Genomic DNA, 24008 nt, shown 5'->3' on the forward strand with positions numbered 1-24008 from the left:
GCTTTTGCTCCGGGCCGTTTTTCTATTCGGTGCGGTCCGGTGCGAAGTAGTGTTCGGCGCCGCGCTGCTCGACCGTCTCGAGGAGCATCTGCACGAAGGCTCGTAAGCGCGCCGTTTCCGCGCCGGGCATCCATACCGGGCGCCACACGTGGCCCTGTCCGTCGCTGAACGGGACGTATACCGTTCCGCGGCGGGGGTAGTGCCGCTCGGCGTGGGCGCCGGCCGGGTGGACCCCGGCTCCGAAAGCGACGGCGGTCAGTACGTCTTCGAAGGTTTGGGCGCCGTTCGGGCCTGCCGGACTGATGTGCCAGGTTTCGTCGAGGTAGCGGTGCCAGTACGCGCCGGCGGGGCCGCCGATGGCGATCACCTCGGTGCCCGTGGTGGTGCTGTCGATCGAGCTGCTGCGGGCGAGGGCGTGATCGCGCGGAACCACCAGGCCGGTGGGTTCGGTGAGCAGCTCCGGTCCGGCGACCAGGTCATGTTCGCCGACCGGGGAGTGGCTGATGACCAGGTCGAGTTCGTCGCGGCGCAGCGGGCCGAACACGTCACCGAGATGGACTTCGCGAGCATTGATCTCGCATTCGGGATGGCGCCCGCGAAAGGCCGCGACGGCGTCGACCAACAGACTCGCCGCCAACCCACCCAGGTAACCCACGCGCAGTGTTCCTTTCACGCTGCGCGCCGCCGCCTGCGCGCGTTCGATGGCGCGGTCGAGTTGCGTCCGGATCGGGATCAGATCGTCGCGCAGCATCCGGCCGACCGGCGTGAGCCGCACCTGCCTGCTGGTTCGTTCGAAAAGTAGCGCGCCGAACTGCCTTTCGAGCTTCTTGATCGTCTGGCTGACCCGTGCCTGCGTCAGATACAGACGTTCGGCGGCCCGCCCGAAGTGCAGTTCCTCGCACAGGGCCAGGAAGATCTCGATCTCCTGCCGTTCCATAACTCCCGCTAATCGACCATGTCGGCGACGGCCGTTGATGCACGTGAACGCGACCGGCAGTCTGAAATCACTCCATTCGAGACCGTACGTCCGGGTACCGACACGAATGGCGTTAACGGAACAATTTTCCCACTAAGGGAGTTGCACACTCACATGACCACCACACTGACCGCCCCGCCCCGGGCGGGGACCGACCGGCCCACCCTCGCCCTCGGCGCGCTTGCGCTGGGCGCCTTCGGAATCGGCCTCACCGAATTCGTCATCGTCGGACTGCTCGGCGTGATCGGTGACGACCTGTCCATCTCGGTCCCGACCGCAGGCCTGCTGGTCTCCGGCTATGCCGCGGGCGTCGCCGTGGGCGCGCCGCTGATGACCGCGCTTGGCTCGCGCGTCCCACGCAAGACCATGCTCGCGACACTCATGGGCCTGTTCATCGCGGGCAATCTCCTCTCGGCTCTGGCGCCCACCTATGAACTGCTGCTCACCGGCCGGATCGTCGCCGCGCTCACCCACGGCGCGTTCTTCGGCATCGGCTCCGTGGTGGCAGCAGGTCTGGTGGCACCCGACCGCCGGGCCGCGGCCATCGCCACGATGTTCACCGGGCTCACCCTCGCCAATGTCGCCGGTGTGCCGCTGGGCACGGCGCTCGGCCAGGCATTCGGCTGGCGGTCGACGTTCTGGGCGGTGACCGCCGTCGGTGTGGCCGCGCTGCTCGCCGTCCTCATGCTGGTCCCGAACCAGCCACGCGGCGAATCCATCTCTCTGACAGAGCAATTGGCTGTCTTCGCTCGCCCGCAGGTGTGGCTGGCGCTGTCGATCACCGCGCTCGGATTCGGTGCCGTCTTCGCCGCGTTCACCTTCTTCGAACCGATCCTGACCGAGGTGACCGGCCTGCCCGACGGGGCCGTCCCATGGCTACTCGTCGTTTTCGGCATCGGCCTGTTCGCGGGCAATATCGTCGGCGGCCGGCTGGCCGATCGCGCCCTGCTGCCTACGCTGATCGGCGCGCTTGCCGCGCTGACCGTGGTGCTGATGATCTTCGCGGTAGTCGCCGGGCATCCGGTCGGCGCGGTCGTCAGCATTCTCGCGCTCGGAGCGACCGGGTTCGCCATCGTCCCCGCCGTCCAGATGCGCGTACTGGACACGGCGGGCGGCGAATCGGCGCTCGGCTCGGCCGCCAATATCTCCGCCTTCAATATCGGCATCGCGGTGGCTTCCTGGCTCGGCGCCGCCGCCATCGACTCCGGGTTCGGCCTGACCGCGCCCGCCTGGATCGGCGCGGCTCTGGCCGCCGCCGCCCTGCTCACCACCCTGTTCGCCCGTGCGCTCGAGCGCCGCGGCTAGACCGACTACCGAGAATCGACGAACCCATGCACGTCTGGAAGAAGATGATGACCGCCGCCATCGCGATCACCGCCACCCTCACCGCGGCCTGCACCAGCACCGAGGCCGCTCCCGCCGACACCGCGAACACCGCATGGTCGGTGCCGATGCAGCAGCCGAGCACCGGTTTCGAGCCGAACTGGTCGCTCGACGGTTTCGCCCAGCACACACTCCGGCAGGTCGTCCGGGTCACCAGCGGTGGTGATTCCGCCCGGATCACCCTCTCCAACCGCTTCGGCCGCACCGATCTCCGCATCGCCTCGGCCACGATCGCCCGCACCGATTCCGGGGCGCGCGTACATCAGGACACACTGCGCCCCCTCCGCTTCCACGGCAGCGAAACCGCCACCATCGCTCCTGGCACCGACCTGACCAGCGACCCCGCCCAGCTGCATTTGGCGCCCCTCGAATTCGCTACGGTCACTTTGTATCTGGACGAACCCACCGGGCCCGCCACCTTCCACGCCCAGGGCTATGCGACGTCCTACCGCGCGCCAGGCAACCACGCCACCGACGCCGACGCCACCGCCTTCACCGAGACAACGCACTCCTGGTACTACCTGTCGAACGTGCAGATGAGCGGCGCCGCCTCCGCGGATGCGATCGTCGCGTTCGGTGACTCGATCACCGACGGTTTCGGCTCCGACAACGACGGCAACAACCGCTACCCCGACGCCCTGGCCGACCGCCTCGCCGCCGCCGGCACCCCCCGCCCCGTCCTCAACGCGGGCATCGGCGGCAACACCATCATCAGCGATTCCCCCTGGTACGGCGAGAGTGCATTGCGCCGCTTCGATCGTGACGTCCTCGCCCAGGAGGGTGCCCGCACGGTCGTCATGCTCGGCGGACTGAACGATATCGGCTTCTCGGAGGTGGACCTGCCGACCTACAAGCCCAACCCGGTCGTCACCGTGGACCAGCTGATCGCGGGCTACCGCGACATGATCGCCCGCGCCCACCGAGCCGGACTGCGCGTCATCGGCGGAACCCTCCTGCCGATGAAGGGCGCCGAGTACTACACCCCCACCTCCGCCGCGAAGCTGCGCGCACTGAACGAATGGATCCGCACCAGCGGCGAATTCGACGCCGTCGCCGACTTCAACACCGCTGTCGCCGACCCCGCCGACCCGGAACGCCTCAACCCCGCCTTCGACTCCGGCGACCACAAGCACCCGAACGCCGCAGGTTACCGAGCAATGGCCGCCGCAATCGACCTGAACACCCTCTAGGTTCATCTCTCCCGAACGGCCCGGAGCTTTCGAGCTCCGGGCCGTTTCGTTGTTTCCGGGTGATCTTTGCGGCGTACTCTTGGTTTTACCGTCGTCGGGGTGAGGCTCGGGGGTTGGGATGGCTGAAAGTTCTGCGCTCAGTGTGTATTTGCGCGAGCGGCGGTTGGCGGCGGGGTTGGCGCGGGCGGAGCTGGCGGCTCGGGCGCAGATGGCGCCGCTGCTGGTGACGCAGATCGAGACCGGGGCCCTGGTGCCCAATACCGCGATGCTGCAACGGCTTTTCGACAGTCTCGATGTGCCGCCGTGGTATCGGAAGCACATTCTCGTGCTCGGTCTGCCGTCGGTCGATACCGGCGCCGCGCCGACGGCACCGTCGACCGAGGACCTCGCCGACCTCGGCAGTCTCACTCACCCGGCCTGCTACCAGCGCTTCCCCACCATGGACCTGCTCGCCGCGAATGCCGAGTACCAGCGCATCTTCCCCGGCACCGGCGCCGGGGTGAACCTGCTCGAATGGATGTTCCTGAATCCGGCCGCCAAGAAGGCGCTGCTCGACTGGACCACCGAAGCCCAGGTGCTGGTGCATGCCTTCCGCATGCTGTCGCCGCTCGCTCCCACTCAGCGCGTCACCGCGATCACCACCGCCTGTGCGGTCTCACCCGATTGGGATGCGGTGTGGGCCAGCGAGATCCGGCCGCAGGACGTCGCCCGCCGACACGTACGCGTACGCGACCGAACCACCGGCGTCGAACGGCGCTACCTGCTTCGCATCTACGACCCGGCCTTCCCCACCCGTCCGTGGTGGCTGTACCGGATGATCCCGTCGCGGTAAACACACAAAACGGCGCCCGTCGAAATCCGACGGGCGCCGCGTTGAACTACCTCGATGCTCAGCCGGCCGACCCGGAGGCGAAGGCGGCGAGCAGGGGCAGAATCTGGACCAGGGTGTCGAACATGCTTCTCCTTCTAGACGAATAGTCACTTCTTATCAGTGCCGAATTACGCAGCACATAATTCGGATGAACGTGAGAAGAACTCATCGTCACCGACGGCCGGTCCCGTCGGTGCGTTCGCACCCGGCCCGGGGTTGTTACTCGGCAGGCGTCTCGGCGGTGCCACTGCTCAGCAGCGCGAGCAGCGCGGCCAGATCCAGCCCTTCGGCAGAACCGGTGGCGGGCTCCTCCGCCACGGTCTCGGCCTCGCCCGAACCACTGCTCAGCAGCGCGAGCAGAGCCGCCAGGTCCAGGCCCTCGAGCGAGCCGGTGGGCTCCTCCGCGACCGGCTCGGTCTCCGCGGTGCCCGAGGTGAGCCCGCTCAGCAGTTCAGACGATCCGGTGGCCGGTTCCTCGGCCGCCGCGACCCCCATGCCCATCATCGACATGCTCGCCGCCGCGACCATCGCCACACCGAATGCACGAATCTTTGCCATTGTGAACCCCTCATCTTTCAGATTTGCGGCGAATTTCCGCCGCACAAGATGTCTAACACCACGGCAGACCGCTCGGCAGACGTCTGAAAGGGGGCAAGACAGCAGCCGAGGGTTTGCTCAGGCGCCCGAACCGCTGGTCAGCAGGCGTATCAGACCCGTCATCGCCCACAGCATTGTCGTAACCGGCCACGTCGGCCATTCTTCCGCGATACCGAACACCCGAAACCCCTTGTTACTCATCAATTCACCGTAAAGTCGACAGCTTAGTGATCACCCGATGCGGAACCGATTCCGGTACTCCGCAGGGGTGGTGTCGAGCCTTCGACGGAAAGCGCGCGCCAACGTATCGACGGTATTGAATCCACAGGTGGCCGCGATGCGCTGCAGCGTTTCGTCGCTCGTCTCGAGCCGTTGCCGCGCGACCTCCACTCGCGCCGCCTCGATATAGGCGGCAGGCGTCATCCCGAGCTCGGTCCGGAAAATCCGCGTGAGCTGGCGTTCACTCACATGCGCTTGTTCGGCCAGCTCGGTCACCGTGAGTGGTCGCGCGATATTGCCCGCGATGTAGTGCCGCAGCTCGTCGATGCGGCGGGTGGTGGAGACCGGCTCGAGCGAAACACTGAACTGACTCTGCCCGCTCGGCCGCTTCAGGAACATCACCAGCTGGCGGGCGACGCGCAGCGCGAGTTCCTCACCGAAATCGTCGGCGACCAGGGCCAGCGTGAGGTCAAGACAGGCGGTGAGCCCCGCACCGGTCCACACATTGTCGTCGCGGATATAGATCGGATCTGCGTCTACCCGTACCGCCGGATGCTCGGCGGCGAGTTGGTGCGCGGTCGACCAGTGCGTGGTGGCACGCTTACCGTCGAGCAACCCCGCCGCCGCGAGCACATGCGCCCCCACACACACCGAAGCCACCCGGCGGGCACCGGCTGCCATCATCGAAACCGCCTCGACCACAACGGGTTCCACCACTGCGCGGACTTGTCGCCGCTCATCGGTCTCGACCGCGCCCGGCACGACGATCGTGTCGATCCGCCGCCCGGTCAACCCGTCGAACGTCACGTCGGGCAGCACCCGGACACCCGCCGAGGTCGTGACGGGATCCAGCGTCTCGGCGGCCAGCACCACTTCGTAGCCGGTCGGCTCGTCCATCTCCCGCTGCAACAGCGAGAACACCTCGGGCGGCCCCGTCACGTCCAGCAGGTCGACCCCCTCGAACAGCACCACCACAATGAGTCGTCCCACCATCCACCTCCTGCCGATGTCCGAATCTGCAGGTTACATGACATTGCAGACATCTCCGCGCGGCCATAGCGTGGAACCCATGACCTCCACAACCCTGCGCCAGCTCAGCGGCCTCGACGAAACCCCCGCCGCCCTCGCCACCTCGACCCTGATCCTGGTCGACTACCAGAACACCTACACCCGCGGTGTCATGGAACTGACCGGCTGGGAGCAGGCGATCGACGCTGCCGCCGACCTGCTCGACCAGGCCCGGCAAGCAGGCGCCACCGTCATCCACGTGATGCACAACAGTGGCGAGGGCAGCCCCTACGACATCACCACAGATATCGGTCAGATCCACCCCAAGCTCGCCCCCACCGCCGACGAAGCCGTCGTGGTGAAGTCCTTCCCCAACTCCTTCGTCGACACCGAACTCGGCGACCTGGTCGACGCCGCGGGCAACGAATCCGTCGTCATCGCCGGCTTCATGACCCACATGTGCGTCACCTTCACCGCCGAAGGCGCCTTCCTCCGCGGCAACAAACCCACCGTCGTAGCCAACGCCTGCGCCACCCGCCCCCTCGCCGAAGTCACCGCCCCCCAACTCCACGCCGCCGCCCTCGCCACCATCGGTGATATCTACGGAGTGGTAGTCCCCACCCCGTCCGACCTCACCACCGCATAACCCGCCAGATCGCACGAAGCGAGGTCATGCACTGACCGGATAGCGTGCCTGGAATGCGAGTCTCCGGTCGGCGCCGGCGGCGATCCGGTCGAGTTCGTCATCGAGTGCCATGAATACCTGCCAAGATTCCTGGCCCTCAGCGACGGCCAGGTGCCGCACCACCAACTCCTCGAGTTCAGGAACGCGTTTCGCCTTCCACACCTTGTCCGCCAGGCTGACGAGCAGGTCCTCCATCCGCACCTCGGGCGCGGTCCACGAGCCGTGGGTCCACGCGAAGCGCGCCGATTCCTCGGCAAAGCCTTGCGCCACAAGCAGTTCATACCCCGCCTGCTCGTGGGCCGAGCCCGGCCCGGATAATTCGTCCGGATGAAGAATCTTGCCGATGTCATGTGTTGCCGCGCCGAACAACACAGCATCGCGGTCGAACAACAAGCCTCGGTAGTGGCTGTCGACCCAGTCGACCAGCTCACACGCCACCTCGTGCACTGCGCGGAGGTGAGCGGCCAGACGAGGTGGAGCCGCGAGGTTTCGAAGGAGATCCTCTACTCGCGTGGGCAGCGTCCTGAGCCCTGGGTCAGTCAGAGCATGTTGCAGAAGAATGCGGCTCAACGGCGACCTTTTCGAGCGTGATGCCGAGGTTGACCGATATCGATCAGCGCGTAACCAGGCAAAGGGTGAATTCGTCTGTGCGGCGGGCGTCCGCCGGGTGAGCGGGTTCTAGTTCAGCGGGGCATCGCGCCACCAGTTCATGACCTCGCCCGGTGTGCCGTATCCGTCGGTGAACATGAGGAAGGTTGCGCGTTGGGCGTCGCCCGAGAAGGTGGTGATGATCTTGTTTCCGTTATCGGTGTACTGATGGTTCGTGTACTCGCGGCCGTGATTGACGTCTGTTGTCATCGATGACGGCGGTAGGCCGGCGACCACCGACTGAACGTCGACGGAGGAGTGGTAGGCGTAGATCCGATAGAAGGGGTCGTTGCCATCCCCTCCGTCATAACACCGCCACTGCCACGCCCAGTTCCCGAATTCCGGGTCACCCGCATTGGCGCTGGGAACGTATCCGCGATCGGTCTGCCAGCAAGTCGCACCCCGGTACCCGATTTCACTTTCCGCACTCCGCGGAACCAACCGCGGAAACGCAGCGCTGATCGATTCGGCGGTCGGTGTGACGGCCTCCGACGAACCGCTGGGCAGGCCGGGAACCGCCGAAGCCTGAGCACCCAACAACGTCAACGCGAGCCCCACCGCGACAGCAGACCCAAATGCCCTCATCTTGTACACAGCTGATCCTCCGAATGATTAATGATCCGAGCACGCCCCCGCAATATCCGACGAGAGGTGGTCTGAACGCGCGCGGCAAACACGGTGCGGACACCAGAGTTTCCCTACGAGCTGCCGGACTGACCGAAGAAGCGCCGGAAACGCACTGCCGACGAAGACCGTGCTCGGTGAGGGTTGTCGACGGCGGCCGTTGAATTCCTGGATTCGGAGGCGCCGTATGCGAAGCGGGACTCCATGTTCCACTGGCCGTTCGGCAACTTCGAGTAGCGGTACCAGAGATCTTCGAGGTTGGTCTGGTGCTCAGCGTGCAGGTCTACTATTCGGCCCGCGAGTGTCAGGGTGTCGTCGGAGGGGACGATGAATGGTTGACAGGTCGACTGCAGGGAGACGCGGAATTCGCCTCGCCCTGATGTGCTGATGTGTAGTTCGGCGACAAGGTCCTCTTCCGTCATCTCGGCCAGGACCGAGCCGCCGAGTTCTGTGTCGAGCGTCCCGTGGCGGTCGAGTGGCATTCCTGGCATCGAGCATCTCCTGCGGGATCGAGTGGTTCGGCTGACGCAGCGGCCGATGCTGTGCCGGTATGGCAAATGCCCCGTCGGGGACGGGGCATTTGTTTTCTACGTGCTGATGAATCAGGGGGTGGTGGTGTCCGGGTCGGTCGGCTCTTCGGCACCGGCCGAGCCCGAGGACAGGGCCTCGAGGATGGTGGCCAGGCTGTCAGCAGAACCGGTGTCCGGAGTCTCCGCCGGCTCCTCGGCGATGTCGGCCGGATCGGTCGGCTCTTCCGCGCCGGCCGAACCCGAGGACAGGGCCTCGAGGATGGTGGCCAGGCTGTCAGCCGAACCGGTGTCCGGAGTCTCCGCCGGCTCCTCGGCGATGTCGGCCGGATCGGTCGGGTCCTCCGCAGCAGCCGAACCGCTCGACAGGGCCTCGACGATGGCGGCCAGGCTTTCGGAGGAGCCGGTTGCGGGCTCTTCGGCGGCGGAGGCCACGCCGGTGCCGAACATGGCGATACCGGCCGCGAGGGCGATGCCGAAACCGAGCGTGCGGATCTTCTTCATGAAGTGGAACCCCTTGGTATTAAGCATGATTGCCGACTGCGTTGCCGACTGGAAAGTTTCTAACACGGGGGGCGGACAGTTCCGCAGACACTTGTTTTCGGGGCACTTGCCAGGGCAATGCTGAACATTTGCCGTCAAGGAAGAGGTGACCGGAGAGCGGTGCGAGGGTTTCAGAACGATCGTTCGGAATCCAGAACTCGATGCCAGCTGGAAAAGTTGAACACTGCAGTACAAGCGGTCGGTTGCGGCTCCGAGGCGGATTCGGCCCGAAGCACCACGCGCTCGCGATCTTTCGTCACGGCGCCGAACTCATCTTGTTACCCAGCTAATACCTGGCGTACACCATGATTGATGTCACACGCAGGACCGGTAACAGAACGATCAGCCAGAACGATTGTCGCGCAACCGGTTTGATTGACACTGTATAGCTACTGGTTGCCCGTCATATAACCACGTGCGCAACGGAAAAGGCCGCATATCCCGAATGGGATACGCGGCCTTCCGGCAATGAAGAACTCAGCGCACGGTGGCGGTGAGGTGGGGGAAACCCTTCTTGGGGTGCAGCATCGACAAGTCCCAGCCGGTTCCGGCCTTCTCGGCGTAGATGTTCACCGAGGAGGGCAGGAGAATCGGCTTACCGAATTTGACCGTGTACGTGGCCTTTTCGGGGACCCGGCCCTCGATGGTGCCGAGGATGGTGGCCGCCGACCACATGCCGTGGGCGATGGTGGTGGGGAAACCCATTGCCTTGGCGCCGATTCCGGAGACGTGGATCGGGTTGCGGTCGCCCGAAGCGGCGGCGTAGCGGTTGATGATCTTCTGATCGACACGCTGCACGCGCAGCGGCGGCGGGGGTACCTCCTCCGGCGGGGGTGCGGACTTCGGACCGCCGGACAGCGAGGTGCGCTGCTGGTGCAGCATGGTCGCCACCTGACGCCACACCAGTTCCCGGCCGACGCGGATCTCCGTAACCGCGTCTACCAGCAGGCCTTTCGGGTGCTCGCGCAGGTTCTCGGTGTGCACGGTGAAGTCCAACGGCTCGGCCGCCGAGATCTCCCGGGTGCGTTCGATGACGTTCGAGAAGTGCACAGAACCCACTGCGGTGAACGGGAAGTCCCGTGCCACGAGCAGTTCCATCATCAGCGGAAACGCCAGGACGAACGGGTAGGTGAGCGGCAGGGTGTCGCCGAAGCGCAGGCCGGTGGCGTGGCAGTAGGCGGCGAGGTGGTCGGGGTCCACCCGCACACCCTCGATGGTGACCCGGCGGTCGGGCAGTGTGGGCTTGCGGCCCGAGAGCGGCGCGGGCAGCGGGACGGCGCCGAGGGCCGCCTTCGCGTACAGCGCGCCGTTGCTCGGGATCTCGGTGAGCGTGATGGTCTGGGTCATCAGGCGCCGATCAGGCTCTGCCCGCAGACGCGAACCACGTTGCCGCTCACCGCGTTCGACGCCGGGCTGGCGAAGAAGGCGATGGTCTCGGCGACGTCGACGGTCTGGCCGCCCTGCAGCAGCGAGCTCATCAGGCGGCCCGCCTCGCGGGTGCCGACGGGGATGGCGGCGGTCATGGCGGTTTCGATGAAGCCGGGGGCCACCGCGTTGATGGTGATGCCCTTCTCCGACAGCAGCGGCGCCTCGGCGTCGACCATGCCGATGACGCCCGCCTTGGACGCACCGTAGTTGGTCTGGCCGCGGTTGCCCGCGATGCCCGCGATGGAGGACACGTCGATCACGCGGCCACCCTCCTTGAGCACACCCTTGGCGACGAGGCCGGAGGTGATGCGGTGCGGGGCGGCGAGATTGACGTTGATGACCGAGCTCCAGCGACCCTCGTCCATATTGGCGAGCAGCTTGTCGCGGGTGATGCCGGCGTTGTGGACGACGATGTCGATGCCGCCGAAACGCTCGGTGGCGAACTCGGCGAGGCGCTCGGCGGCGTCGGGCGCGGTGACGTCGAGCGCCAGGGCGGTGGCACCCACCTTGTTGGCGGTCTCCGACAGCGCCTCACCGGCGGCGGGGATGTCGGCGACGATCACGGTGGCACCGTCACGGGCGAACACCTCGGCGATGGTTGCGCCGATACCGCGCGCGGCACCGGTGACCACGGCGACCTTGCCCGCGAGGGGCTTGTCCCAGCTGGCGGGGGCCACGGAATCGGCCTTGCCGACGCGGATGACCTGACCGTCGACGAACGCCGACTTGGCCGAGAGCAGGAAGCGCAGGGTCGACTCGACACCCGTGGCCGAGGAGCCGGCTTCGGGGTGCACGTAGACGAGCTGGGCGGTGGCGCCGCGCAGCAGTTCCTTGGCCACGGACCGGGTGAAGCCCTCGAGCGCGCGCTGGGCGATCTGCTCGTCGACCGAGCCGACCAGCTCCGGCGTGCTGCCGAGCACCACGACGCGGCCCGACGGGGCGAGGCTGCGCATGGCGGGCTGGAAGAACTCGAACAGCTGCGACAGCTTCTCGATGGAGTCGATGCCGGTGGCATCGAAGACCAGCGCGCCGTACTTGGTTCCGGACTCGAGCGAGTCGGCGATGGTGTAATCGGTGAGCAGGGCACGGATCGGCTCGGCGAGGCGACCCTTGCCGCCGAGCAGCACCGGGCCCGGAAGCGCGGGCTCGCCTGCCTTGTAGCGGCGCAGCTCCGCGGGCTGGGGCAGGCCCAGCTTGCTCGCGAGGAACGCGCCGGGGGCGGAGTGGATGAAGGATCCGTAGAGGTTGGGTGCGCCCTTGCTCTTGGCTGCCACTGTTCCTACCTTCACATTCGCGGGTACGGTGTCGACAACGAACTTACTCCAGAGTAAGTTGGATGACAACCGATCACCCGACGAGACCATGGAGAACTCGAGTGACAAGCAAAGCCCGCTCGACGGCGGCCAAGGCAAGTACCGCCAAAACCGCGAAGACGCAGCGCCCGGTCGCGATCGTTGGCGGTAACCGAATTCCGTTCGCGCGCTCCGACAAGGCCTACGCGCACGCGTCCAACCAGGACATGTTCACCGCCACCCTCGACGGGCTGGTCAGCCGCTTCGGCCTGCAGGGCGAACGCCTCGGCATGGTCGTCGGCGGTGCCGTGCTCAAGCGCGTGGGCGAGCACAGCCTGATCCGTGAGAGCGTGCTCGGCTCCAAGCTCTCGCCCTACACCCCCGCACACGACCTGCAGCTCGCCTGTGGCACCGGCCTACAGGCCGTGGCGACCGTCGGCGACGCGATCGCGATGGGCCGCATCGAAGCGGGCATCGGCGGCGGTACCGACACCACCTCCGACGCGCCGATCGGCGTGAGCGAGGACATGCGCGAGTGGATGCTCGATGCCAACCGCGCCAAGACCAACAAGGACCGGCTCAAGCTGGTCGGGCAGCTGCGCCCCTCGATGCTGGGCATCGAGATCCCGCGCAACGCCGAGCCACGCACCGGGCTGTCGATGGGTGAGCACGCCGCCATCACCGCCAAGGAATTCGGTGTCTCCCGCGAGGCGCAGGACGAGCTGGCCTACCTCTCGCACAAGAACATGGCCGCCGCCTACGACCGTGGCTTCTTCGACGACCTCATCACGCCGTTCCTCGGCCTGACCCGCGACGACAACCTGCGTCCCGGTTCGACCGTCGAGAAGCTGGCCACGCTGAAGCCGGTGTTCGGCACCAAGCTGGGCGACGCCACCATGACCGCGGGCAACTCCACGCCGCTCACCGACGGCGCGTCGGCGGTGCTGCTGTCCAGTGACGAGTGGGCCGCCGAGCGCAAGCTGCCGGTGCTCGCGCACCTGGTGGACTCCGAGGTGGCCTCGGTGGACTACATCCACGGCCCCGACGGCCTGCTGATGGCGCCCACCTACGCGGTGCCGCGTCTGCTGGCCCGCAACGGCCTTACCCTGCAGGACTTCGACTACTACGAGATCCACGAGGCCTTCGCCTCGGTGGTGCTGTGCACGCTCGCCGCGTGGGAGTCCGACGCCTACTGCAAGGAGCGCCTGGGTCTCGACGGCGCGCTCGGCTCGATCGACCGCAGCAAGCTCAACGTGAACGGTTCCTCGCTCGCCGCGGGCCACCCGTTCGCCGCGACCGGCGGCCGCATCGTCGCCTCGACGGCGAAGATGCTGGCGGAGAAGGGTTCCGGTCGCGCGCTGGTCTCCATCTGCGCTGCGGGCGGCCAGGGCGTCGTCGCGATCATCGAGCGGTAGTCATACGCTGAAACAGCTGCGGCGGCACCCGGAATCCGGGGCCGCCGCAGTTGTTTTCGGGCCTTTGTCAGCGGCACATCGGGTTCGGGTGCGGCTCGGCAGCGCCCCAGGGACCGCAGATGATGAGCTTCATGATGCCGAGGGGGAAGTCGATGAGGGCGGAACCGGTGCCCGCGGAGCCGGACTCGGCGATGACCGCAGGCTGCGCGGGGGCGGCGAGGGCCGGGGAGGTGGCGCCCGCGGCGATGCCCGCGACGGCAGCGGTGGTGACGAGGACTCGGATCATTCGACGGTGCATGGGGGAACCTCTCGGGTAACTGAGCAGAGCTAACTGTCACATCGGGGGTTTCAGCGAGAGCGTTTCCGAAACTTGTGGGGGCTTGACTCGCCGAAACTTATTGTGTAACGGACTATTCCGCGCCGATGGCGGCGGCGAGCAACGGCCAGGAAGCGTGCAGATCCTGTTCCCAGTAGTGCCAGGTGTGCGCGCCCGCAGGCCGGAAGACGGTGTGCGCGGGGATGTTCAACTCGGTGAGGCGAGCGGCCAGCCGCTGAGTACAGAAGTTGGCCGCCGCTTCGATGGCGCCGCCGAGCATGATCTGGTTGGCCAGGCCGAGAGCTTTGCCGGGAGTCGCGCCGGGCGGAAGGGTTTCGGCCGGCCCGGGGAGCCCGGAGGCACTGGACAAGTAGATCGCCTTGCCGCGCAGTCGATCCGCGTTGAGGTAGGCGTCGTTGGCGCGCCAGGCGGGATCGTGCGGCGGGCCCCACATGTTCACCGGATCGGCACCCGCTCGGGCCAGCACCAGATCGATGAACGCGCGACTCATCGGATCTTCGACCGTGGCGCAGCCGCTGAAAGCACCGACGGCACGGTAGCGATCAGGTGCGGCGATGGCCAGGTTCAGGGCAGCTGTGGCCGACATGGACAGGCCCGCAACGGCATTCACCCCGGTGGTGCCGAGGGTGGTGTCGATGATCGGCGGTAGTTCCTCGGTGAGGAAGGTCTGCCATTTGTTGCGGCCGAGCTTGGGATCGTCGCGCTGCCAGTCGGTGTAGTAGGAGAACGCGCCCTCGGCGGGGGTGACGACGTTGACGTTCTTGTCGGCGAAGAACTCGACGATGTCGGTCTGGTCGTACCAGTTCGCCAGGTCCTCGCCCCCGCCCGCCCCGTTCAGCAGATACAGGGTCGGGCGGGGTTCGCTGGTGTCGAAGGGCGTGATGACCCGCAGCGGGATCACCTGGTCCATCGACGCGGAGTACACGTGCAGCGTCTGCTGCCGCTGGCCGGGCCGCTCGACGCTGTCGAGGCGGGAGACGTCGGCCCCGGCGGTGCCGACCGTGAGCACGATCGACGCCGAGATCGCTGCCACGATCGAACACAGCCGGGCGAACATCAGCTGCCGATCAGGTTGCGCAGCACGTCGGAAAGGATGTCGGTCGCCGAACCGGTAGAACTCAGCTGACCCTCGGAGGACCCGAGGCCGTTCTCGCCGAGACTGCCGATCACCGTCTCGCCCGCATTGGCGCCACGTGCGGTGAAACACGCGGTGAGGTTGGGCATTTCGTTGCTCACGCCCACCGTGCCCGCGACTCCGACACCACCGCTGGTCACCTGCTGACCGGGCTGCAACGAGGACGGGACCGGGTAGGTGATGGTGAGGGTCACGGGGTTGCCCGAGTTCACGAACCAGCCGGTGCTGGTGACCTTCCAGCCGCCCGCGTTCGGTTCGGGTGTCACATCCTCGGTGACCTGGCCGCCGATGGCGTGATAGGCGGTGACAGTGGTCTTGACGGGGGCACCGAAGCCGCTCGGCGGGAAGTCGGTGATGGTGTTGACGTAGGGATTGCCGATACCGGTGGTCCCGACGACCACCTTGTAGGTGACCGTGGTGCCCACGCCGATCTCCTCGGCGCTCGCGATCTTGTCGTAGACGTGGGTGACGCCGACGGTGCTCGCGTCACGCTTCTCGGCGTGGCTACGCACCGAGCAGGTGGTGTCGGCGGCGGCGACGCCGGAGCCGAGGGCTACGCCCGCGCAGGCGACGACCAGCGCGGTCGTGGCGATTCCCGCGGCGGTGCGCGAAGTCCGGAACATGATTTCCTCCAAAGCCCCACCTGGACGGGTGGGGCGAATCCTCATCGAGTGGTGCTCCCCCTCTGGCGACAAGGTAACGGTGGAATTGGACAGTTGTCCTGGAAAACAAGAACACGTTCCAATATTTGTGGAACATCCTTGTTTTACTCTTGAAGGCCGGTTTGACCAGGTAATCTCCGGAAGTTTGTGCCCCGCTCCGGCCTCCCGTGGTGACGGGAGGCCGGGTGCGGAGGACTACTTCGGCAGCTCGATGTGGCCGCCGAACGCCTTGCGCATGGCCGAGAGCATCTTGTCGGCGTATTCGGCCTCTCCGCGCGAGGAGAAGCGCTGGAACAGCGCGGCCGACAACACCGGGACCGGGACGGCGGTGTCGATGGCCGCGTCGATGGTCCAGCGACCCTCGCCGGAATCGGACACCCGGCCGCTGAAGGAATCGAGGTTGGGGTCGGCGAACAGCGCGCCCGCGGTGAGGTCGAGCAGCCAGGACGCCACCACCGAGCCACGCCGCCACACCTCGGTGATCTCCGGGATGTCGAGCTTGTACTGGTAGTACTCCGGGTGCTCGAGCGGGGTCTCCTCGGCCGAGTGCTCGCCGCCGTGATCGGCGCCCATGTCGGCGTGCTTGAGGATGTTGAGGCCCTCGGCGTAGGCGCTCATCGCGCCGTACTCGATGCCGTTGTGCACCATCTTCACGAAATGACCCGCGCCCGCCGGGCCGCAGTGCAGCCAGCCCTGCTCGGACGGGGTCGGCTCACCGGTGCGGCCGGGGGTGCGCGGTGCGGCATCGACGCCGGGCGCGATCGACTTGAACAGCGGCTCGAGCGCGCGCACCTGTTCGTCCTCGCCGCCGATCATCAGGCAGAAGCCACGCTCCAGACCGAAGACGCCGCCCGAGGTACCGACATCGAGGTAGTGGATCCCCTTGGGTGCCAGCGCCTTCGATCGCTTGATGTCCTCGTGGTAGCGGCTGTTGCCGCCGTCGATGATGGTGTCGCCCGGCTCGAGCAGGTCGGCGAGCTCGTCGATCGCGGCGCCGGTGGCACCGGCGGGAATCATCACCCACACCACCCGTGGCGCGTCGAGCATCCCGACGAATTCCTTCAGGTCGGTGCTGCCCCGGAAGCTGTCGCCGAGCTCGGCGGCCAGCTCGTCGATGTGGCCCTGGTGGCGCTCGTGCCCGACGGCGCTGTGCCCGTCACGCACGATGCGGCGCACGATATTGGCGCCCATCCGGCCGAGGCCGATCATTCCCAACTGCATCAGTTCTCCCTCGTTGTCCGGTCCCTGGTGGCGAGTCTCACCCCTGATTGTCGCGCGCGACCGAGCCCAGCTGCCCGGCGGCATCGCGCGCCCGGTCGAAATCGATCGAAAATGGGCTGTAACGCCCCGGTGAGGGCCGCGATAAACAGATCGGCTCCGTGTAGTTGCCAGACCCCCGACCCGGCAACTACACGGGGCCTTCCTGTTGTCTGCCCCACTTCGCCGGGCTGCCGAGTGCGCGCCGGGCCGTTACCCTTGGCGAGCACCCGGTAAACCCAACGGGGCCCATGAAACGGAAGGACCTCCGTGCCCAGCGAGTCGACCGCCGGACGACCGGCGGACCGAGGGCGGGGCGAGGTCGGACTACGCAAGCTGCTCGAAGCAAATCGCACTTTCGATGCCGACACCACCGCCCTGCCCACCCAGCCCATCAGCACCATCGCCCGTGACCACCGCCCACAGGCGCCCCAGCCGACCCCGCCGGGCGACCAGCAGCTGGTCAAGCGGATCGGGATCGCCGTCGGTGCCGTGTTCGCGGTCGGCACCGCCGCCTACCTGGCCGACTTAGCGCTGAACGTGGGCGAGGTGCCGCGCGGCGTCGTCATCGCCGGCGTCGAGGTCGGCGGGATGGAGCAGGGCGAGGCCGACGCCAAGCTGCGCAGCGTCCTCGGACCGCGCGCCGACCAACCGCTGCCCGTGCGCATCGGCGATGTGCAGGCCAGCATGGTGCCCTCGGCGGCCGGTCTCGGCATCGACTGGGACGCCACCTGGGACGCCGTCGGCGGTCAGCCGCTGAACCCGGTCGGCCGATTGGTCTCACTGTTCGGGACGCGCGAGGTCTCCGTGTCCAGCACCGTTGACAACGCGGCGCTCGATCAGCAGCTGAGCACGTTCCGCACCCACGACAACCCCACCGTGGAAGGCACCGTTCGCTTCGAGAACGGTGCGCCTGTCGCGGTGCCGCCGGTCCCGGGCCGGGTGCTCGACATCGACGGCGCGCGCAGCACCATCACCGAGCGCTGGGCCGAGGTGAGCCTGCTCGACCTACCCGTCGTCGCGGCACCGGTGGAGGTGCGAACCGAAGCGGTGCAGGCGGCGTTGCGCGATATCGCCACACCCGCTGTCGCCTCGCCGATCACGTTGGCGGCCAAGGACACCCGGGTGGCCCTCACGCCCGAGCAGATCGCGAGCGTGCTGAGTTTCGTACCCGACGGCAAGGGCGGGCTCGCCCCGCAGATCGACAGCGACGCCGTGATCGGGCTGCTCGGCCCGCAGGTGGTGACCACCGAGATCGAACCCAAGGACGCCACGTTCACCGTCGGCGCCGGGAAGCCGACGGTCGTACCTGCCGTGGTCGGCGAAAAGATCGACTGGGCGAAGACGCTGGAGAAGCTGCCCGCGCTGCTCACTCAGCCGGGTGAGCGGTCGTTCGAGGCGGTTTATCAGCGCATCGAACCGAAGCTCACCACCGAGGCCGCCGAGAAGCTCGGCATCAACGAAACCATCGGCGAATTCACCACCGGCGGGTTCAGCGGACCCTCCGGGGTGAATATCCGTACCGTGGCCGCCAAGGTGAACGGTGCCGTCGTGAAACCCGGAGATACGTTCTCGCTCAACGGTTTCACCGGTCCGCGCACCGCCGCGGAAGGGTATGTCGAGTCCGGCATCATCGACAAGGGCAGGCCGAGCACGGCGGTCGGCGGTGGCATCAGCCAGTTCGCCACCACGCTGTACAACGCCGCCTACTTCGCCGGCATGGAAGACGCCGGGCACACCGAGCACAGCTACTACATCTCGCGCTACCCTGCCGCGCGCGAGGCGACGGTGTTCGACGGCGCGATCGACCTGGCCTTCCGCAACAACTCCGAACACGGTGTGTTCATCCAGGCCGTCGCCACCGGGTCCGACATCACGGTGCGGCTGTGGGGAACGAAAACCGTTGATGTGGAGTCGATCACCGGCGAGAAGTCCAAGCCGACGGAGCCGACCGAGATCACCCTGCCCAAGGGCAAGGACTGCATCGCCTCCGAAGGCGCGCCCGGATTCACCATCTCCGACACCCGGGTGATCACCGATCGCAAGACGGGGCAACAGATCTCGCGGCACACGCGGACCGTGAAGTACGACCCCATCCCGATCGTGAAGTGCGAGTGAGGTTTTCCTAGCAGTTGCAGTCGCAGCAGCAACCGTCGCCGCAGCATTTGCCGCACTCGCCGCAGTTGCCGCAGCACTCGCACGCGTCGCAACAGTCCTTGCATTTCTTGCGCCAGGCTTTCTTCCGCCTGCCGTCGCAAGGACTGTTGTGGTCGACGCAGCACGCCGCACCGGTGCAGTAGACGCCGCAGACCTGGCCGATCGCCTTCAGCGGGCCGGGTCCGGACGACTTCTGCTCCGGCGCGGAAGGGAATCGGTAGGGCTCGTGATTCGCCGAGGCGCGACAGGTGTGCCCGGTGATGAGCCCGAGCCCGCGGCCCAGGTTGCGCAGGAGCGCCGCGAGCGGATCGAGCAGCGCCCAACGCACCGTCGGTACCTGGTCGAGTTCGGCCTCGACCGCCGCCCGGCGGATGCTCGCCTCGCTCTCGCGGACCAGTTCGTAGGCGCGCGGCATGTCGGTGCCGGTCGCGTCGAGCGGGTTGAAGCGGCCACGCGCGCGGTCGCGTTCGAGGTCTTCGATCGCGTCCGCCAGGTGAGCGATGCGGCCGACGTGGCGGCCGATTTCCTGCAGGGCCGCAACGTTTTCCGGGCGGCCTGCCAGGGTGGCGGTGTGGCCGAACAGGGTGGCCGCGCACAGCTGGGTGGGACCGGTGAGGTCTTCGAGGCACCCTTCCGCCGCACGCGCTTCGAGTCCAGGCTGTGCGGCGATCGCGGTCAGCAGCGGGGCCACATCCAGGCCGATGGCGTCGGCCTGGCGTTGTGCACGGGTCGCCCACGAATCGGAGATCTTGCGCATCGGGCGGCGCGCGAACGCTCCCGCGTCACCGTCGTCGACGTGATCGCGAATCTTGGCCGCGCCCAACAGGAGTGACGCCGTGGCCGCCAGCTGCACACCCGGTGCGTCGGCCGCGACCACCGAGGCCCGGCGCATGCCGCGCAACGGACAGGGGGCGGCGTTCGTCCGAGAACCCGTGCCTGCCTGCGCCTCGGTGAGCACGCTGAGCACGATCGCATCGGTATTGGTCGCCGCTCGGGCCAGCTGGCCGTGACCGTCGCGCAGGCCGAGACACAGCCCGCACATGTGCGCCTGCCATTGGTCCGGATCGATGCCGTACTTCGCCGCACCGTGCGCACACGGCTTCAACACTCCGAACACTGCCACCCCGTCGTTCGTGAACTACCAGACAAGCACGATCGCAGGTCGCGACGGCCGGGGCAACCGCTACTCGGGTTTGCGACCCGCGAGGCCGCGCCAGGCCAGATCGTCGAGCAGGTCGACCGCCTCGGCCACCTCGATCCGGCCGCCGGCGACCCGGTCGGCGATGGCCTCCCCCGCACCGATCACGGCGGCGGCGACGACCTCGAAATTGGTGCCGGGCTCGGCGTGCCTGGCGCTGGATTCCAGCAGCTTCGCGGTGAGTTCGATGACGCGCTCGCGGGCGTTCTCGATCTCGGCGGCGAATGCTTGCTGACCGATTGCCTGCCGGTAGAGAACCTGCCAGGATTGCCGGTTGCGGTCGACGAAATCGAGGAAGCCCTCGAGCGCCGTTCGCACCTGCTCGTGCGGCTTGAGTTTGGGGTTGCCCGCGGGCGCGACGGCCTCGATCAGGCGAAGTCCCTCGCGCTGGATGCACGCGCGGAAAAGCTCGTCCTTGGAGCCGTAATACAGGTAGAGCATGGGTTTGGAGATCTTCGCCTCGGCGGCGATCGCGTCCATCGATGTGTCGTGGAAGCCTTTGCGCGCGAATACCTCGACGGCGGCATCGAGCATCTGCTGCTCGCGAACCGCCCGGGGAAGCCGCTTCGTCCCGCCTGCCATCCACTCTCCTACCGCAGGGTGAGACTCCATCTTACTGCAAGGTAAGTTCCACCCGTGCCCATTTGCCGCACAGTCGCCACGCCGCTCAGCAGCCCAGTGCGACACCCTTGTAGCGGGCCATCCGCAGCACCGACGCATCGACTCGATCAGCGGGCAGTTTGCCACTCGACACCGACAGCTCCAAGCGGTCGAGTACCTGCGGCACCGCATCGGTGGTGATCCAGAGCGCATTGTCGGCCCCGGCGACGAGCGCGGCCTCGACGGCTTCGGCGATCGTCATGCGGTCGGTGATGGCGGCCATGCCGCCCAGATCGTCCGTGAAGATCGGGCCGTTGAACGGTGCGGCGCCATAGCCGGTGCCCTGGCGCAGCAGCGACATCACGGCCGGGCTGATGCTGGCCGGGGTGTCGGGTTCGGTGAGGCCCGGCACGTCGAGGTGGCCGACCATCACGGCGGCGCCGGAGTTCACCAGATTGCGGAACGGCACCAGGTCCTTGGTCTTCAGCTCGTCGAACGGCGGCGTGCGCACCGCGCCCGTGTGCGAATCGCCGGAACCGGAGCCGTGACCGGGGAAATGCTTGATGACCGAACCGAGGCCCACCTCGTTGGAGGCACGGATGTAGGCGTCGGCGTACTCGGTGACCACCTGCGGGTCGTCGCTGTAGGAGCGGTCGCCGATGACGCTGTTGTCGGGCTGGGCGCTCACATCGGTGTCGGGCGCGAAATCGACCGTGATGCCGAGGTCCTTCAACGCCTTCGAGCGGGTGAGCGTGTTCTGGTAGTGCTGTTCGGGTGTCTGGGTCTGGGCGACCACCCGGGCCGAGGGCGCCTCACCGATCACGGCCGACGCGCGCGAGACACGCCCGCCCTCCTCGTCGATCGTCACCATCAGGGGCGCCTTGGCGAGAGCTTTCACCGCGTCGAGCTGGGCGCGATCGAGTAGGCCCGGATCGGTCCAGCTACCGACGAAGATGCCGCCGACCTGCTCGGTGGTCACCACATTCGTGGCGTCGTCGGCGCCGGTGATGCCGACGGTGAGCAGCTGGGCGAGCTTCTCGCGTTGCGAGAAGGTACCGAGATAGTCGGCCCCGCAAGGTTTTTGGGCTCCGGTGGTGGCGACCGGGGCGCCGGCCTCCGACGACGGCGCCGTGCCGCTGCTGCTCGCGGCGGTGGTCGTCTCGGTCGACGACCCTCCCGAACACGCGGTGGCGACGGCGGCGACAACTGCGAACACGACCACAGGCGATTTCCGCATGCACTCCACGGTAGACCCGGACCGGAACCGGTGGCGCCGTCAGGTTCGGTTCAAGCGGCAAATGGCCGGGTAACCTGGGGGAAAGACCCTGCGCAGGAGGTCGTCATGCCGTGCGATCGGATGCTCATCGCCTACGACGGTTCCGAACATGCCAAGCGCGCCGTGCAGTACGCGGGCCGGTTCCTCTCCGCCGAACGCGCCATTCTGCTCACCGCCTGGGAACCGATGGTCCGCCAGGCCGCCCGCATCTCCGGGCTCGCCGGGGTGATGCAACCGGAATGGGTGCCCGACGAGGAGATCGAGGACATCGCCTACACCGATGCCCGCAAGATCAATGCCGAGGGCGTGCGGCTGGCCAAGCAGGCGGGTATCGATGCCGAGGCGCGAACCGTGGAGTGCACGACAACCATCTGGAACGCCATCGTCGACTGTGCCGACGAGCTCGATGTGGACATCATCGTCGCAGGTACACGCGGTAGCACCGGCTTACGTGCACTGCTGCACAGCAGTGTGGCCGAGGCGGTGCTCAAGCACGGGCACCGGCCGGTGTTCCTGGTGCCGCCCGAGCACTGAGAGTTGCGTCGCTCTCGCGGTTCGGCGGTGGGTACCCGGCGTTATGGTCGAAGCACTATGAACCGATTTCTGCTGGCCCGGCCGGACGCGGTGCTGCGCGCCGAGGGAGTGCGCGCGAGTTTCGCCGATCCCACGGCGGCGGTCGCGGCGCTGCGCGGGTGGCGCGACGGCGGATCGGCCCGCGACGGGTCGCCCGGGTTGGTCGTCGGCGCGTTGCCGTTCGATCCCCGTGAACCCGCCGCGCTGTGGCAGCCCGAGACGGCCCTGCACACGACCGGACCATGGCGTCCGGCCGCGCTGCCGCCGTTGCCGCAGATGCGCGTTGTCGCCCGATCGCCCAGTGCGGCAGAGCATGTGGCGCGTGTTCGGAAGCTGGTGGAACGGCTGGCCGATCCGGCCGACGAGTTACGCAAGGTAGTCGCCGCGCGCAGCGTCGTCGTCGAAGCCGATGAGCCGCTCGATCCCGAAGTGCTCGCGGGGTATCTGCTGACCAGGCATCCGACGGCCAATGTGTACGCGGTCGACCTGTCGGTGGCGGGCCGGGCGGCGGAGACACTGCTCGGTGCCACGCCCGAGGTACTGGTCACGCGCCACGGTGATCGCGTGAGCCTGCATCCGCTCGCGGGTACGTTGCCGCGCCTGCCCGATGCCGAAGCCGACGCGGCGCAGGCCCGTAAGTTGTTGTCCAGCAGCAAGAACAACGACGAGCACGGATTCGTCATCGAGTGGATCCGGCAGCAGCTGGCGCCCGTGTGCGCTGAACTGCACATCCCTGACGGGCCCGAACTGCTGAGCACCGAACAGGTCTGGCACCTCGCCACCCCCATCAGCGGGGTGTTGCGTGACCCGTCGACCACCGCGCTCGAGCTGGCGCTGCTGCTGCATCCGACGCCCGCCGTGAACGGCACCCCCTTCGCCGCGGCGCTCGACGCCGTCACCGCCGACGAACAGCGCGGTTTCTACGGCGGGGCCGTGGGTTGGTGCGACAGCAACGGCGACGGTGAATGGGTGGTCGCCATCCGGGGCGGGGAACTGTCGGCCGACCGGCGCGTCCTGCGGGCGAGCGCGGGCGGCGGGATCGTCGCCGACTCCGATCCGGCCGAGGAACTGGCCGAGACCACCGCCAAATTCCGCACTCTGCTCGCCGCCCTGCGTTGCGAACTGCCCGAACGCTGACCTACCGGCGCACACCTGCTAGGTTGGCCACCAGACAGGCCCCGACGTCGACGTATTGGAGTGCGCGATGAAGTTTGCTGTTCCGGCTGTTGCCAGCGCGGTCGGCGGCGCCCTGCTGAGCGCGATCGCCGTCTTCGCCATCACGGCAGCGGTGCAGCAGAACTCGGCTCCCTCGATCGACCGCAGCGGTGACAAGGACTCCTCGCTGCTCAACGCTCCTGAATACGGCAGCCGCTGACGCGCAGGCCCGTGCGTCGCGCCCCTCGGGGC

26 protein-coding genes are annotated in these 24008 nt (G+C 67.4%); 9 read left to right on the forward strand and 17 right to left on the reverse strand.

Annotated features, from left to right (window positions below; all coding sequences use genetic code 11):
• Positions 1-22: 22 nt before the first annotated feature.
• Complete coding sequence (locus LDL21_RS21430) at positions 23-937, reverse strand: LysR family transcriptional regulator (protein ID WP_225281516.1); 915 nt, start codon at positions 935-937, stop codon at positions 23-25.
• Between the two features lie 153 nt (positions 938-1090).
• On the opposite strand from LDL21_RS21430, the gene LDL21_RS21435 reads away from it, so the two are divergent.
• The 3 genes from LDL21_RS21435 (at position 1091) to LDL21_RS21445 (ending at position 4381) form a co-directional block, all read left to right on the forward strand.
• Positions 1091-2281: an MFS transporter gene (locus LDL21_RS21435; protein WP_225281517.1), complete on the forward strand. Its 1191-nt coding sequence runs from the start codon at positions 1091-1093 to the stop codon at positions 2279-2281.
• Positions 2282-2307: 26 nt separating this feature from the next.
• A complete protein-coding gene (locus LDL21_RS21440; protein ID WP_225281518.1) occupies positions 2308-3549 on the forward strand; it encodes an SGNH/GDSL hydrolase family protein in 1242 nt (413 codons plus the stop codon).
• Positions 3550-3667: 118 nt separating this feature from the next.
• Complete coding sequence (locus LDL21_RS21445) at positions 3668-4381, forward strand: MmyB family transcriptional regulator (protein ID WP_067643721.1); 714 nt, start codon at positions 3668-3670, stop codon at positions 4379-4381.
• Positions 4382-4639: 258 nt separating this feature from the next.
• On the opposite strand, the gene LDL21_RS21450 is transcribed toward LDL21_RS21445, so the two are convergent.
• The 3 genes from LDL21_RS21450 to LDL21_RS21455 form a co-directional block, all read right to left on the reverse strand.
• Positions 4640-4978, reverse strand: coding sequence for a hypothetical protein (locus LDL21_RS21450; RefSeq protein ID WP_181698815.1), 339 nt, complete (start codon positions 4976-4978; stop codon positions 4640-4642).
• A 117-nt stretch (positions 4979-5095) separates the two neighbouring features.
• Complete coding sequence (locus tag LDL21_RS29865; RefSeq protein ID WP_255495422.1) at positions 5096-5218, reverse strand: hypothetical protein; 123 nt, start codon at positions 5216-5218, stop codon at positions 5096-5098.
• A 30-nt stretch (positions 5219-5248) separates the two neighbouring features.
• Positions 5249-6226, reverse strand: a complete 978-nt coding sequence (locus LDL21_RS21455) for a GlxA family transcriptional regulator (protein ID WP_225281519.1) — start codon at positions 6224-6226, stop codon at positions 5249-5251.
• 79 nt (positions 6227-6305) lie between these two features.
• On the opposite strand from LDL21_RS21455, the gene LDL21_RS21460 reads away from it, so the two are divergent.
• On the forward strand, positions 6306-6890 hold the full coding sequence (locus LDL21_RS21460; protein WP_225281520.1) for a cysteine hydrolase family protein: 585 nt from the start codon (positions 6306-6308) through the stop codon (positions 6888-6890).
• A 24-nt stretch (positions 6891-6914) separates the two neighbouring features.
• Here LDL21_RS21460 and LDL21_RS21465 read toward each other — a convergent pair whose 3' ends face one another.
• From LDL21_RS21465 to LDL21_RS21490, 6 genes are all read right to left on the reverse strand, one after another.
• Positions 6915-7499 carry an HD domain-containing protein gene (locus LDL21_RS21465; protein WP_255675295.1) on the reverse strand — a complete coding sequence of 195 codons (585 nt, stop codon included), beginning with the start codon at positions 7497-7499 and terminating at the stop codon, positions 6915-6917.
• 108 nt (positions 7500-7607) lie between these two features.
• The gene (locus LDL21_RS21470; RefSeq protein ID WP_225281522.1) at positions 7608-8135 is read right to left on the reverse strand and encodes a hypothetical protein; all 528 of its coding nucleotides are present in this window, start codon (positions 8133-8135) and stop codon (positions 7608-7610) included.
• A 140-nt stretch (positions 8136-8275) separates the two neighbouring features.
• On the reverse strand, positions 8276-8692 hold the full coding sequence (locus LDL21_RS21475) for a hypothetical protein (RefSeq protein WP_225281523.1): 417 nt from the start codon (positions 8690-8692) through the stop codon (positions 8276-8278).
• Positions 8693-8803: 111 nt separating this feature from the next.
• Positions 8804-9259, reverse strand: a complete 456-nt coding sequence (locus LDL21_RS21480; protein WP_225281524.1) for a prolipoprotein diacylglyceryl transferase — start codon at positions 9257-9259, stop codon at positions 8804-8806.
• A 489-nt stretch (positions 9260-9748) separates the two neighbouring features.
• On the reverse strand, positions 9749-10618 hold the full coding sequence (locus LDL21_RS21485; protein WP_225281525.1) for a MaoC family dehydratase: 870 nt from the start codon (positions 10616-10618) through the stop codon (positions 9749-9751).
• Positions 10618-11973 carry a 3-oxoacyl-ACP reductase gene (locus LDL21_RS21490; protein ID WP_181698833.1) on the reverse strand — a complete coding sequence of 452 codons (1356 nt, stop codon included), beginning with the start codon at positions 11971-11973 and terminating at the stop codon, positions 10618-10620. The genes LDL21_RS21485 and LDL21_RS21490 overlap by 1 nt, the downstream gene beginning before the upstream one ends.
• Before the next feature lie 101 nt (positions 11974-12074).
• Here LDL21_RS21490 and LDL21_RS21495 point away from each other — a divergent pair, with 101 nt between their 5' ends.
• Positions 12075-13406, forward strand: coding sequence for an acetyl-CoA C-acetyltransferase (locus tag LDL21_RS21495; protein ID WP_181698835.1), 1332 nt, complete (start codon positions 12075-12077; stop codon positions 13404-13406).
• Between the two features lie 67 nt (positions 13407-13473).
• Here LDL21_RS21495 and LDL21_RS21500 read toward each other — a convergent pair whose 3' ends face one another.
• From LDL21_RS21500 to gnd, 4 genes are all read right to left on the reverse strand, one after another.
• Positions 13474-13704, reverse strand: a complete 231-nt coding sequence (locus LDL21_RS21500) for a hypothetical protein (RefSeq protein ID WP_225281526.1) — start codon at positions 13702-13704, stop codon at positions 13474-13476.
• A gap of 112 nt (positions 13705-13816) precedes the next feature.
• Positions 13817-14800: an alpha/beta hydrolase gene (locus tag LDL21_RS21505; RefSeq protein ID WP_372462214.1), complete on the reverse strand. Its 984-nt coding sequence runs from the start codon at positions 14798-14800 to the stop codon at positions 13817-13819.
• Positions 14800-15501, reverse strand: coding sequence for a hypothetical protein (locus LDL21_RS21510; RefSeq protein ID WP_225281528.1), 702 nt, complete (start codon positions 15499-15501; stop codon positions 14800-14802). The genes LDL21_RS21505 and LDL21_RS21510 overlap by 1 nt, the downstream gene beginning before the upstream one ends.
• Positions 15502-15735: 234 nt before the next feature.
• Positions 15736-16761, reverse strand: coding sequence for a phosphogluconate dehydrogenase (NAD(+)-dependent, decarboxylating) (gnd, locus tag LDL21_RS21515; protein WP_181698840.1), 1026 nt, complete (start codon positions 16759-16761; stop codon positions 15736-15738).
• 306 nt (positions 16762-17067) lie between these two features.
• Here gnd and LDL21_RS21520 point away from each other — a divergent pair, with 306 nt between their 5' ends.
• Positions 17068-18915: a VanW family protein gene (locus LDL21_RS21520; protein WP_225281529.1), complete on the forward strand. Its 1848-nt coding sequence runs from the start codon at positions 17068-17070 to the stop codon at positions 18913-18915.
• 7 nt (positions 18916-18922) lie between these two features.
• Here LDL21_RS21520 and LDL21_RS21525 read toward each other — a convergent pair whose 3' ends face one another.
• The 3 genes from LDL21_RS21525 to LDL21_RS21535 all read right to left on the reverse strand — a co-directional run bounded on the left by LDL21_RS21525 (position 18923) and on the right by LDL21_RS21535 (position 21989).
• Complete coding sequence (locus tag LDL21_RS21525) at positions 18923-20077, reverse strand: DUF5685 family protein (protein ID WP_225281530.1); 1155 nt, start codon at positions 20075-20077, stop codon at positions 18923-18925.
• Positions 20078-20137: 60 nt separating this feature from the next.
• On the reverse strand, positions 20138-20734 hold the full coding sequence (locus LDL21_RS21530) for a TetR/AcrR family transcriptional regulator (RefSeq protein ID WP_067497168.1): 597 nt from the start codon (positions 20732-20734) through the stop codon (positions 20138-20140).
• Between the two features lie 85 nt (positions 20735-20819).
• Positions 20820-21989, reverse strand: a complete 1170-nt coding sequence (locus LDL21_RS21535) for a glycoside hydrolase family 3 N-terminal domain-containing protein (RefSeq protein ID WP_181698843.1) — start codon at positions 21987-21989, stop codon at positions 20820-20822.
• A 105-nt stretch (positions 21990-22094) separates the two neighbouring features.
• Here LDL21_RS21535 and LDL21_RS21540 point away from each other — a divergent pair, with 105 nt between their 5' ends.
• From LDL21_RS21540 to LDL21_RS21550, 3 genes are all read left to right on the forward strand, one after another.
• Entirely contained in the window at positions 22095-22562 is a 468-nt protein-coding gene (locus LDL21_RS21540; RefSeq protein ID WP_225281531.1) for a universal stress protein, read from the forward strand.
• 57 nt (positions 22563-22619) lie between these two features.
• On the forward strand, positions 22620-23738 hold the full coding sequence (locus tag LDL21_RS21545) for an isochorismate synthase (protein WP_225281532.1): 1119 nt from the start codon (positions 22620-22622) through the stop codon (positions 23736-23738).
• Between the two features lie 67 nt (positions 23739-23805).
• Entirely contained in the window at positions 23806-23976 is a 171-nt protein-coding gene (locus LDL21_RS21550; RefSeq protein ID WP_181698846.1) for a DUF2613 domain-containing protein, read from the forward strand.
• The last annotated feature ends 32 nt before the right edge of the window (positions 23977-24008 follow it).

Source organism: Nocardia rosealba (assembly GCF_020216065.1).
Lineage (GTDB): Bacteria > Actinomycetota > Actinomycetes > Mycobacteriales > Mycobacteriaceae > Nocardia > Nocardia rosealba.